This is a genomic window from Psychromarinibacter sediminicola (assembly GCF_029168335.1).
GTDB lineage: Bacteria > Pseudomonadota > Alphaproteobacteria > Rhodobacterales > Rhodobacteraceae > Psychromarinibacter > Psychromarinibacter sediminicola.
In genome coordinates, this window is sequence record NZ_JARGYC010000103.1 from 1 (window position 1) to 10829 (window position 10829).

Sequence of the window (10829 nt, forward strand, 5' to 3'; positions counted from 1 at the left end):
GCGCCGCCTCTCGGCGATTGCTCTGCAATCGCCTGTCGGCAGGGCATTGCATAGCAATGCCCGAGAGACGCGCCCCAACGCGGCGGCGCTGTGGTGGACGTTATCGCAGAGCTCGGAGGTCGCCCGGATCTGGCAGCCATAAAGTGCGCCGCTCGACAGTCGGAGCGCCGCCGCGCGCGTCGGCCCTTGCGCGGCTCCGCCCTGTTGATCAGATGTCTTCAGACGCCATGCGTGCGGTCGTAGGCGTTTCGCGGCGGCGGGGACCAGCCGTCCAGAGCACCGTCTTCCGGCGCGAACACCTCCACCTTCAATGGATAGCACGCCGCGGCGTCCGAGGAATGTTCCGCCGAGCAGTCGCCGCCCGGGCAGGCCGACAGGGCGCCCAGCAGGTCGATCTCGGCGAAGCATTCGAGGTAGTCGCCGGGGCGGACCGGGCTGGCCTTCATGAAGTATTGCCCGGTCTCGCGGGTGAACCCGGTACACATGAAGACGTTCAGGACATCGTGGACATGGGGCTCGGCCCGGGCCAGCGGCAGGCCGGTTTCGGCGGCGAGCGCGCGGGTGAGGTTGGAGTGGCAGCAATGGTGATAGTCGCCACCCGCGAGCAGGCGGTGGGTGTAGGGGTCGCAGCGCGTCCCGATGACATCGTGGACCCGTCCGCCATAGGCGTCGGCGCCGTACCAGTCCAGCGTGTCGGTCGTCACGGTGGCCATCGGGCGCAGATAGGGGAACGAGGACCAGAGCCGGTCGCCGGTGCTGACATGGGTGCCGTGCAGGGCGCGGGTCTTGCCGGAGAAGAACCGCTCGGACAGGTCGCCCGCGGCCCAGAGGTTGAGGTCGCCGACCTGCGGGCCCTCGATGCTGGCGATCCGGAAGAAATGGCCGGCCGGCACGTGAAAGCAGGCGGCGTCGCGGGGGCGGATGACGACTTCGGCGGTCTTGCGCGCGGTCTCCCGCGCCCTTGCGTAGAGCGGCAGGTCGGCGGGCGGCAGGCTGTCTTCGGGATACGCGATGACCGGGGCCACGGCGCGGCGGCGGTCGGCGTCTTCGGGCGGCTGGGTCATGCGGGCTCCGGTTCGGTCGGGTCGGCAGGGTCCGGGCCGATCAGACACGACTGCGCCGCGCGGGTCCAGCCGGTCATGGGGCGCCCCGGGGGACGCTGTCCGCCTCGTCCGTTGCGCCTGCCCCATGGCGCAGAAAGACCCACCCGCCTTATGCGTATTTTTCAACGAGAAGAAGCAGGGTGCGGTCTTCAGGCGTCTTCCGGCACGCGGCAGGGGGCGGGGCGGCCATAGACCGGGGTGGGAATGCCCAGTTGCCGGGCCTTGAGCTGCAGCGCGACGAAGCGGGAATAGAAGCGCGACAGCGCCAGGTTGCCGCCGTGGAACCACAGCCCCTCGTGCGCGGTGGGTTTCCACATGTTGCGCAGCTCGCCCAGCCACGGCCCCGGGTCGCCGCGGATGCCGGAGCCGAGTCCCCAGCAGGGGCCGACCATGTCGGCGGCCGCGCGGCTGACGATGGGGGCGACGGCCTCGTTCATCGACTGGTAGCCGGTGCAGGCGACGATGACATCGGCCTGTTCCTCGCGGCCGGAGGCGAAGCGGATGCCCTCCGGGGTGAGGCACTCGATCTCGTCGTTGCCGATCACGCCGATCTCGCCCTCGGCGATCAGGGTCGAGGCGCCGACGTCGATGTAATAGCCCGACGCGGTGCGCAGGGCGCGCATCATCAGGCCGCTGTCGTCCTCGCCGAAGTCATAGGCGAAGCCGGCGCGGTCGAGCTTGGCGTAGAAGTCGGCGTCGCGGGCGATGATCGTCTTGTAGAGCGCCTGTTGCTTGGCCGTGAACAGCGCGTAGGGCGTGGACGCGGCCAGCATGTCGGCCCTGTCCGCCGTCAGGCCGCGGTCGGCGGCGTCCTGCGAGTAGATGTCGAAGCCCAGCTCCATCAGCGTCTTGGAGCGCACGACGATGGAGGGGCGGCGCTGGAACATGGTGACGTTCGCGCCGGCCTCCCAGAGGTCCACCGCCACGTCGTGCGCCGAGGAGCCGGCGCCGATGACCAGCGCGCGCTTGCCCCTGAAGGGCGCGCCCTCGTGGTATTGCGAGGAGTGCAGCAGCGTGCCCCGGTAGTCGGACTGGCCGGGGAAATCCGGCAGGTTGGGCGGGCCGTAGGCGCCGGTGCAGAAGACCAGCTGTTTCGGCGTCAGGGTGATTTCCTCGCCGTCTTTCGTGACCGTGGCCGTCCAGCGCTGGGCGTCCGCGTCCCATTGCGCGCTGTCGCAGGAGGTGGAGGTCCAGGCGTCCAGCTCGAAGATCAGCGCGTAGGCTTCCAGCCAGTCGCCGATCTTGTCCTTGGGGCAGAAGACGGGCCAGGTCTCGGGGAACGGCAGGTACGGCAGGTGGTCGTACCAGACGGGATCGTGCAGGACGAGGCTGCGGTATCGGTTGCGCCAGCTGTCGCCGATGCGCGGGTTCTTCTCGACGATCAGCGCCGGGACGCCGAACTGCTTGAGCCGCGCCGCGAGCGCGACGCCGCCCTGCCCGCCGCCGACGATCAGCACCTCGGGCTGGTCCTCGCGGCCGATGCGGGCCTGTTCCTTCGCGCGGGCCTCGGACCAGGTCTCGCGGTGGCGGTCGGCCTTGTGGACGATGCCCATGGGACGGTTGTGGCCGACGGGTTCCTCGTGGCCGACGATGTCCTTCATCGCGGTGAACAGGATGTGGGCGCGGCCGTCGCGGACAGTGACGCGGCCCTCGGCTGTCGCGACGGCGGTGCGGAAGGCGATCCAGGCGGCGGTGCCGTCCTCGGTCTCTTCGGCGTCGGTGGTGCGGTGCCAACCGGAGGGCGCGGTGCCGGCGAGGCAGGCCTTGAGCATGTCGCGGATCGCGGGGCGGCCTTCGGCCGTGTGGATGTTCCAGGTGAAGGCCAGGAGGTCGCGCCAGTAGCCGCCGGGTTCGAACAGCTCTGCGACGGCATTCGCGTCGCCGGAGCTCAGCGCGGTGTCGAAGCGGGCGAGCCAGTCGTCGATGACGTCGTTCATGGGGTCCCCTCCTGTCGTCAGTCGCCCAGCGGCTCCAGCCCGTCGGCGGGCCGGGTGTCGAGCATGTTGAACTTGATGCGGCGCAGGCTTTCGCGGGCCGTCGGGCCGAGCCGGTAGCCGGTGGCGGCGGCCACCACGTCGAGGATCGCGAGGAAGGCGAAGCGCGAGGCGGTGGGGGTCAGCGCGTCGGGGTATTCGCCGATCTCGGCGGTCAGGGCGATCTGCGCGACGTCGGCCAGCGGGCTGCCGGGGCGGGTGATCGCGATGCTGCCGGCGCCGTAGCGGTTGGCGATCTCGACCGCCTCGATCACTTCGGGCGTGCGGCCGGTGGCGGAGATCACGAGCATCTGGTCGCCGGGCTTCAGCGTCGCGGCGGTCATGCGCGCGACATAGGGCTCGCTGCAGACATCGACGGCGAGGCCATAGCGGAACAGGCGCACCTGCGCCTCCAGCGCGAGCGCGGCCGACGAGCCGCCGACGCCGAAGGTGGCGATGCGGGCGGCGGCGGCGAGGGCGCGGGCGGCGTCGAGGACGTCGTCGGGCGAGACCTGGCGCTCGACCTCGCGGATGGCGGCGCGGGCCTCGCCGAGGACGGAGGTCCAGAAGGGGGGCAGTTCGCCCGGCGCGACCTCGGTCTCGTCCTGGGCCAGAAACGCCTCGCCCACGGCGAGCGACTGGGCCAGCTGCAGCTTGAAGTCGCGCACGCCCTCGCAGCCGATGGAGCGGCAGAAGCGGGTGACGGTGGGCTGGCTGACTCCGGCGCGCGCGGCGATGTCGCCGTTGGAGGCGCGCACCGCCTCGCGTACGTCGGCGAGGACGGCGTCGGCCACCGCCTGCTCGGCCGGGCGCAGGCCGGAATAGCGGTCCTTGATCTCGCCGATGATGTCGGGGCGCGCGGGCGCATGAGGGGCGGGGCCCTCGTCGATCCCGGGCGCGACGCTCATGCCCGGGCCCTTTTCGGGATGCCGGAAATGTATGCATTGTGTAAGTTACTTACAAACATTGGGCACTCATTTATCTGAAACATATAGCGCACCTGTCGGCCGCCCATCTTTCTTGACAGAAATGTAAGTGAGTTACACAGTTGACGCAAGCGAGTCATTCCGGGGTGCGAAGGGGCCTTCATGGCGGCGGAGGTGAAGCTGGCAGTGCGTGGCGCGGGCAAGCGCTATGGCGAGATGGACGCGCTGAAGGACTGTTCGCTGGACGTGGCGCCGAACAGCATCGTGTCCATCGTCGGACCGTCGGGCTGCGGCAAGACCACGCTTCTGTGGTCGATGTCGGGGCTGCACGGGCTGACCAGCGGCGAGGTGCTGCTGGACGGCAGGCGCATCACCGGGCCGCATCCCGATATCGGGCTGGTGTTCCAGGAGGCGAACCTGCTGCCCTGGCGCAACCTGATGGACAACATCCTGTTTCCCTTCGAGGTGAAGCACCAGAAGCCGGATCACGGCTGGATCGCGCATCTGCTGGAGCGTGTCGGCCTGACCGGGTTCGAGAAGAATTTCCCCAACGAGCTGTCGGGCGGGATGCAGCAGCGCGCGTCGATCGTGCGGGCGCTGTCGCTGCGCCCCTCGGTCCTGCTGATGGACGAGCCGTTCGGGGCGCTGGACGCCTTCACGCGGGAGGAGATGAACCAGCTTGTCGAGGAAATCTGGATGGAGACGCATACGACCATCGTCTTCATCACCCACTCCATCGAGGAGGCGCTGTTCCTGTCCGACAAGGTGGTGGTGCTGACGCCGCGGCCGGGGCGGGTGCTGAACACCTACGAGGTGCCGTTCGAGCGGCCGCGGACGATGGAGATCATGGCGGGCAAGGAGGTCTACGACCTGACCTACCGGATCAAGGCGGACATCTACGGACAGAGCCGAATGCAAGCGAGGGCGGCCGAATGACGGACACGGCGACGCGCGACAGCGAGGTGGTCGGCGGCAGGGTCGGCAAGGGGCTGCAATCGCTTTCCAGCTTCTCGTCGGGGCAGACGAAGCTGGAGATCCTGGCGATCATCGCGACGGCGGTGGTGGTGATCGGCGGGATGGAGCTGGCGCTTCTGTGGTTCGAGGTGCCGCAATACGTGCTGCCGCGGCCGTCCGAGATCGTCGTGGCGCTGGTGGGCGACTTTCACCTGATCCTGCCGCATCTGGGGCATACGCTGGTCGTGCTGTTCTCGGGCTTCGCCATCGGGGCGGGGATCGGCATCGTGCTGGCCGCCGTCATCACGCAGTTCCCCTTCGCCGAGAAGATCATCGCGCCCTATATCCTGATCCTCGTCACCACGCCGATGCTGGCCTTGGTGCCGCTTCTGATCCTGCGCTTCGGCTTCGGCTACGAGCCGCGGATCATCGCGGTGGCGCTGGCGAGCGGGCCGATGGTGATGATCAACTCGGCCACCGGGTTCCGTCGGGTGGATGCCAACAAGATCGCGCTGGCGCGGTCCTACGGCGCCTCGACGTTGCAGATCTTCTGGAAGATCCGGGCGCCGATGGCGCTGCCGATGATCCTGGTGGGGCTGATGATCGGGGCGATCTTCGGCCTGCTGACGGCGGTCGGCGCCGGGATGGTCGGCGGCGGCTTCGGGCTTGGCAACCGGCTGACGACCTATTCCTCGATGATCCAGATGCCGCAGTTCTTCGGGGTCGTGCTGATCCTGTCGATCCTGGGCATCCTGATCTACGTCACCTTTTATCTCATCGGCAAGAAATGGGCGAGCTGGGAGGCGTGAGGCCGCCCCCGGCACAACGAATACACAGGGAGTAAGACAATGAAGAACGCACTGATTCCGGGGCTGTCGCGGCGGCAGTTCCTGCAGGTGACCGCCGGCGGCGTGGTGGTGTCGAGCCTTGGCGCCGGCCGCGGCCTGGCGCAGGGCTACGAGGACACCTTCACCTGGATTTCCCCGCGCGGGACGCTGGAGGTGCTGGACGACTACGGCTTCTGGATCGGCAAGAAGATGGGGTATTTCGACGGTCTCGACGTCGAGATGCAGCCCGGACCCTCGGACGGCACCGCGACGGTGAAGTTCGTGGACGTGGGACAGGCCGATATGGGCTTTCCCAGCCCCGGCGTGTTCTCCTTCGCCATCGAGAACGGGATGGACCTGAAGTCGGTGTTCCACATGGGCGCGCTGGACACGTTCAGCCTGGCCTTCCGGGCCGGCGAAGGGCCCGAAGATATCAAGGGCGTGGAGGGGATGACGATCCTGCTGGGCTCGGCCGCGTGGCAGCCGATCGTCGACCCGATGCTGGCGGCGCAGGGCGTCGACATCTCGACCATCAACTATGTCGAGGCCGGCTGGCCGACCTGGGGCACGGCGCTGGCCGCCGGCCAGGGCGACGCGGCGCTGTCCTGGGAAGGGCTGCGGGCCGAGTGGATCAGCACCGGGCTGGAATTCGAGTACTGGCTGGGCGTGCAGAACTCGCCACTGCCGGCGAACACCTTCGTGGTGCGCGCGTCGGACCTGGAAGACCCCGAGAAGGTGGCCTTCCTGGAGCAGTACCTGCGCGGCTGGGCCAAGGGGCTGGAATTCGCACAGCACAACCCGGCCGCCGCCGTCGAGGCAGTGTTCGACCAGTTCCCGACGCTGGCCTCGAACCTGGGGCCCGAGCTGGGGCTGATGTCGATCATCCAGCAGATGAACGTGTTCCGGGGCGACATGTCCCAGCGCGAGGGCTGGGGCTGGCACGACATGTCGAGCTGGCAGACCTTCTTCGACCTGTCCGCCGAGATCGGCCAGAACTCGGAAGCGATCCAGGCGACCGAGGTCTGCACCAACGAGCTGGTCGGGCCGGCGAACGACTTCGACCACGCGGCGGTCAAGGCCGAGGCCGAGGCGACCGAGGTGTCGGACGAGCTGGCCGCGGTGGATGTCGAGGCGCTGAAGGCGTCGATGTTCGACCAGGCGATCTGAGACCCGAGGGATCAGCACACGGCCGGGCGGTGCGCATCGCCCGGCCCATGAAGGAAGGGAGGACAGGGCCATGGCCGATCCGGTACGCATTCTCGTCGTGGGCGTGGGCAACATGGGTGCAAGCCACGCCAGCGCCTATCACCGCATGGACGGGTTCGAGATCGTGGGGCTCTGCGCCCGGTCGATCAAGGACAAGGCGCTGCCCGAGGCGCTGCAGGGCTATCCGCAGTTCACCGACTACAAGGCGGCGCTGGCCGAGCTGAAGCCCGACGCGGTGTCGATCAACACCTACCCCAACACCCATGCCGAATTCGCCATCGCGGCGATGGAGGCGGGCTGTCACGTGTTCATGGAAAAGCCGATCGGGACGACGAACGAGGAGGCCCGCGCGGTCGTCGACAAGGCGAAGGAGACCGGGCGCAAGCTGGTGCTGGGCTATATCCTGCGGGTGCATCCCAGCTGGATCAAGTTCATCGAGCTGGGGCAGACGCTGGGCAAGCCCCTGGTGATGCGGCTGAACCTGAACCAGCAGTCCTCGGGCGATGCCTGGTTCTGGCACAAGAACCTGATGGACAGCCTGACGCCCATCGTGGATTGCGGCGTGCACTACGTGGACGTGATGTGCCAGCTGACCGGCGCCAAGCCAGTGCGCGTGCACGGCATCGGCGCGGGCCTGTGGGCCGAGGCGGCCAAGCAGAATTACGGGCACCTGCACGTGACCTTCGACGACGGGTCCGTCGGCTGGTACGAGGCCGGCTGGGGGCCGATGATGTCGGAGACGGCGTTCTTCGTGAAGGATATCGTGGGGCCGAAGGGGTCGGTGTCGCTGGTGCCGAACGAGGAGGCGCGCGGCGAGTCCGAGGATCTGTCGGACAGCGCCGATATCGACAAGCACACCAAGACCGACGCGATCCGCCTGCACCATGCCGAGGTCGGGCCGGACAAGCATTTCGTGAAGCCCGACGACCTGATGTCGATGGAGGACGAGCCCGGCCACCAGGAGCTGTGCGACCGCGAGCAGGAGCTCTTCCTGAGGGCGATCCGCGAGAACCTGGACCTGACCGAGTCGATGGAGGCGGCGGTCGACAGCCTGCGCATCGTGCTGGCGGCGGATCAGAGCATCCGGGAAGAGCGGGCGATCACGCTCGACTAGGCATGGGGGATATCGACACACTCTACCGCGGCTCCGACGCCGTGGGGCTGGCCGGGCACGTCGCCTCGGGCGACGTGCGCGCGGCCGAACTGGTCGAGGCGGCGGTCCGCGCCATCGAGGAGATTAACCCGGCGCTGAACGCCGTCATCCACAAGCTCTACGACATCGGCCGCGCGGGCGCCGCGCGGGTCGCGCCGGGGTCGAGCCCGCTGGCGGGCGCGCCGTTCCTGCTGAAGGAGCTGGCCTCGCAGTGGGAGGGCGCGCCGCTGACCAACGCATCGCGCTACCTCAAGGACCTGGTCGCCCCGGCGGACAGCGAGATCAGCCGCCGGCTGCGCGCCGGGGGGCTGTGCCTGATGGGCAAGTCGAACGCGCCGGAGAACGGCTGGTCGATCTCGACCGAGCCGGTGCTGTACGGCGCGACGGTGAACCCGTGGGACGCATCGGTCACGGCGGGCGGGTCGTCGGGCGGATCGGCTGCGGCGGTGGCCACGGGCATGATCCCGGTCGCCGAGGCGAGCGACGGGGCCGGGTCGATCCGGGTGCCCGCCTCGTGCTGCGGCGTGGTGGGGATGAAGCCGTCGCGGGGGCGCGTGACGCTGTTTCCGTTCGCGGACTACTGGGCCGGCGGGGCGTATTTCCTGTGCAACTCGCGGACCGTGCGCGACACCGCCGCGTGGCTGGACGTGGTGCAGGGCGCGCTGCCGGGCGACCCGTACTGGATCGCGCCGCCGCAACAGCCGTACATGACGGCCGTGTCCCGGGCGCCGGAACGCCTGCGCGTCGGGTTCACCGTGACGCCGCCGGACGGCCGGGCCATCGACGCCGAGATCGCGGCGGCGGTGCGCCAGGTGGCGACGACGCTGGAGGATATGGGGCACGACGTGTCCGAGCACGACATGGCGCTGGACGCGGACGCGGCGTGGCAGACCTATACCGACATGACCTGCGTCGAGACGGCGGGCATGTTCGACGCGCTGGCCGAGTTCGTCGGGCGTCCGGCCACGGCGGAGGATGTCGAGCCGGTGACCTGGGCGATCATCCAGCGCGGCCACGCCACGCGCGGCACCGAGCATGCCGGGCGCGTCGAGCAGGTGCGCCAGATCGGCCGCGAAGTGGCGCGCGAGCTGGACCCGTTCGACATCTTCGTGACGCCCGCGCTGACGCAGCCGCCGCGGCCGGTGGGCTACTACGACATGAGCCTGACCGACCTCGACGCCTACAACGCGCTGTGGACGGACGCGGTGTTCCAGTTCCCGTTCAACATGTCGGGCCAGCCGGCGATCTCGCTGCCGCTCGGCACGGCGAAGGGCCTGCCCGCCGGCGTGCAGCTGGTGGCGCGGCGCGGCGACGAGGCCGGGCTTCTGGCCGTCTCCGCGGCGCTGGAGCAGGCGATGCCCTGGGCGGACCGCCGCCCGCAAGTGGCCTGAGGAGCGGCGCGATGACCCATGATCTGGTGCTGACAGGCGGCCGGGTGATCGACCCGGACAGCGGGCTGGACCGCGTCACCGACCTGGCCTTCGCGGACGGCTGCGTGGCGGCGATCGGCGACGGGCTGGACGGGGCCGACATGCGGGACGTGTCCGGCGCGCTGGTGGTGCCCGGGCTGATCGACCTGCACACCCATGTCTACTGGGGCGGCACGTCGCTGTCGGTGGAGGCCGACGACTACGCCCGCCGCTGCGCCGCGACGACGCTGGTGGACACGGGCAGCGCCGGGCCCGGGAATTTCCCCGGCTTCCGGGCGCATGTGATGGCGCCGGCGGAGGTGCGGATCCTGTCCTTCCTGCACATCTCCTTTGCCGGCATCTACGCCTTCTCGCCCACGGTGATGGTGGGCGAGAGCCTGGACATGCGGCTGATGGCCTCGAAAGATGTGGTGGCGGTCGCGCGGGACAACCCCGACACCGTGGTCGGCATCAAGGTGCGGGTGGGGCGGAACACCTCCGGGCCGAACGGGATCGCGCCGCTCGACCTGGCGCTGGAGGCCGCGGACCGCTGCGGGCTGCCGGTGATGGCGCATATCGACCTGGCGCCGCCGACCTATGCCGAGGTCTGCGAGAAGCTGCGGCCCGGCGACGTGCTGACCCATTGCTTCCGCCCGTTCCCGAACGGCCCGGTGGACGCGGCGGGCGCGGTGCATGACGCCGCGCTGCGGGCGCGGGACCGCGGCGTTCTGTTCGACATCGGCCACGGCATGGGCGCGTTTTCCTGGGAGTCGGCCCGGGCGGCGATGGCGGCGGGCTTCATGCCCGACACGATCTCGTCCGACGTGCACGTCCTGTGCATCGACGGGCCGGCCTGGGATCTTCTGCGGACGATGACCAAGCTGATGGCGCTGGGAATGTCGCTGGAGCAGGTGATCGCGGCGGCGACGCTGACCCCGGCGCGGGCGATGCGGCGGGACGACCTGGGGCGGCTGGCCGTGGGCGGCGTCGGCGAGGCCAGCGTGATCGCGGTGGAGGACGGTCCGGTGGAGCTGGAGGACGTGCTGGGCGAGACGGTGGCCTACGACCGGAGCCTCCGGGCGCGCGGCATGGTGATCGGCGGACGGTTCGTGGAGGCGGCAGGGCAGCGGCCTTAGGGCGCGGGAGCACGATTTTCTAGAAAATCGTGCGAAATCAAAATCTTCTAGAGCCTCGTGCGGAAAACCAGAGTCGGGGATTCCCATAAGGAAGGGTTTGTGATTCACTATATGTGGAGGTGGATCATGGGAAGACCGCTAT

General features: G+C 69.2%; 9 protein-coding genes. 6 read left to right on the plus strand and 3 right to left on the minus strand.

Translation table 11 applies throughout. The features are described from left to right. Positions 1-218: 218 nt before the first annotated feature. From P1J78_RS22685 to P1J78_RS22695, 3 genes are all read right to left on the minus strand, one after another. Positions 219-1064: an urea carboxylase-associated family protein gene (locus P1J78_RS22685; RefSeq protein WP_275569665.1), complete on the minus strand. Its 846-nt coding sequence runs from the start codon at positions 1062-1064 to the stop codon at positions 219-221. A 188-nt stretch (positions 1065-1252) separates the two neighbouring features. Continuing rightward, positions 1253-3040 (minus strand): NAD(P)/FAD-dependent oxidoreductase, encoded by a 1788-nt coding sequence (locus tag P1J78_RS22690; RefSeq protein ID WP_275569666.1) that lies wholly within the window; start codon positions 3038-3040, stop codon positions 1253-1255. 17 nt (positions 3041-3057) lie between these two features. Next, a complete protein-coding gene (locus tag P1J78_RS22695) occupies positions 3058-3984 on the minus strand; it encodes a MurR/RpiR family transcriptional regulator (protein ID WP_275569667.1) in 927 nt (308 codons plus the stop codon). A 180-nt stretch (positions 3985-4164) separates the two neighbouring features. Here P1J78_RS22695 and P1J78_RS22700 point away from each other — a divergent pair, with 180 nt between their 5' ends. From P1J78_RS22700 to P1J78_RS22725, 6 genes are all read left to right on the plus strand, one after another. Then, positions 4165-4938 (plus strand): ABC transporter ATP-binding protein, encoded by a 774-nt coding sequence (locus tag P1J78_RS22700; RefSeq protein WP_275569668.1) that lies wholly within the window; start codon positions 4165-4167, stop codon positions 4936-4938. Continuing rightward, positions 4935-5765, plus strand: coding sequence for an ABC transporter permease (locus tag P1J78_RS22705; protein WP_275569669.1), 831 nt, complete (start codon positions 4935-4937; stop codon positions 5763-5765). Before P1J78_RS22700 ends, P1J78_RS22705 begins: the two co-directional genes overlap by 4 nt. 39 nt (positions 5766-5804) lie before the next feature. After that, a complete protein-coding gene (locus tag P1J78_RS22710; protein WP_275569670.1) occupies positions 5805-6950 on the plus strand; it encodes an ABC transporter substrate-binding protein in 1146 nt (381 codons plus the stop codon). Positions 6951-7020: 70 nt separating this feature from the next. Continuing rightward, the gene (locus tag P1J78_RS22715; RefSeq protein WP_275569671.1) at positions 7021-8103 is read left to right on the plus strand and encodes a Gfo/Idh/MocA family protein; all 1083 of its coding nucleotides are present in this window, start codon (positions 7021-7023) and stop codon (positions 8101-8103) included. Positions 8104-8105: 2 nt separating this feature from the next. Beyond that, on the plus strand, positions 8106-9533 hold the full coding sequence (locus P1J78_RS22720) for an amidase (protein WP_275569672.1): 1428 nt from the start codon (positions 8106-8108) through the stop codon (positions 9531-9533). Between the two features lie 11 nt (positions 9534-9544). Then, positions 9545-10687, plus strand: a complete 1143-nt coding sequence (locus P1J78_RS22725) for an amidohydrolase/deacetylase family metallohydrolase (RefSeq protein WP_275569673.1) — start codon at positions 9545-9547, stop codon at positions 10685-10687. Positions 10688-10829 lie beyond the last annotated feature (142 nt).

What these genes read in the sequence shown, in the direction of transcription:
- P1J78_RS22685 (WP_275569665.1), bottom strand. Translation starts at nt 1,064, where the DNA reads ATGACCCAGCCGCCCGAAGACGCCGACCGCCGCCGCGCCGTGGCCCCG.
- P1J78_RS22690 (WP_275569666.1), bottom strand. Translation starts at nt 3,040, where the DNA reads ATGAACGACGTCATCGACGACTGGCTCGCCCGCTTCGACACCGCGCTG.
- P1J78_RS22695 (WP_275569667.1), bottom strand. Translation starts at nt 3,984, where the DNA reads ATGAGCGTCGCGCCCGGGATCGACGAGGGCCCCGCCCCTCATGCGCCC.
- P1J78_RS22700 (WP_275569668.1), top strand. Translation starts at nt 4,165, where the DNA reads ATGGCGGCGGAGGTGAAGCTGGCAGTGCGTGGCGCGGGCAAGCGCTAT.
- P1J78_RS22705 (WP_275569669.1), top strand. Translation starts at nt 4,935, where the DNA reads ATGACGGACACGGCGACGCGCGACAGCGAGGTGGTCGGCGGCAGGGTC.
- P1J78_RS22710 (WP_275569670.1), top strand. Translation starts at nt 5,805, where the DNA reads ATGAAGAACGCACTGATTCCGGGGCTGTCGCGGCGGCAGTTCCTGCAG.
- P1J78_RS22715 (WP_275569671.1), top strand. Translation starts at nt 7,021, where the DNA reads ATGGCCGATCCGGTACGCATTCTCGTCGTGGGCGTGGGCAACATGGGT.
- P1J78_RS22720 (WP_275569672.1), top strand. Translation starts at nt 8,106, where the DNA reads ATGGGGGATATCGACACACTCTACCGCGGCTCCGACGCCGTGGGGCTG.
- P1J78_RS22725 (WP_275569673.1), top strand. Translation starts at nt 9,545, where the DNA reads ATGACCCATGATCTGGTGCTGACAGGCGGCCGGGTGATCGACCCGGAC.